The 353-nt window shown below is 57.2% G+C and carries 1 pseudogene; it reads right to left on the bottom strand.

The features are described 5' to 3' along the window. Positions 1-332, bottom strand: a pseudogene (locus NXS07_RS22630) (phage tail tape measure protein); the annotation flags it as partial. Between the last annotated feature and the right edge of the window lie 21 nt (positions 333-353).

Genomic DNA, 353 nt, shown 5'->3' with positions numbered 1-353 from the left:
AGGTTGACCGGCCCCATTGCGTTGGCGGCTTCGGCGGCGGCTTTCGTCGCATCCGGGATCATGCCCAGTTTTTCCAGTAACCATCCTACCCCTTTGGCGACCGCCACAATCACATCCACGACACCGGCGATGGCTTTACCCACCAGTCGCCCAAAGGTCTGGCCGGCTTCGGTGGCCGCTTTTAGACCTTCAGCGGACGTATTGACCGGCTCAAACAGTGACTTGAACCACTCCCAGACCTTTTTAATGGCATTGCCGATGGCGTCAAAAATGGGCGCGAACGGCGCAAAAGCCGCTGCAAGGGTGTCACGAATAGGGGCTATCTCTTCCATCAATCCACTGAAAAACCCCGA

Source organism: Xenorhabdus bovienii (genome assembly GCF_024721015.1).
GTDB classification, from domain to species: Bacteria; Pseudomonadota; Gammaproteobacteria; order Enterobacterales; family Enterobacteriaceae; genus Xenorhabdus; species Xenorhabdus bovienii.
This window is presented reverse-complemented; position numbering and strand designations above follow the sequence as displayed.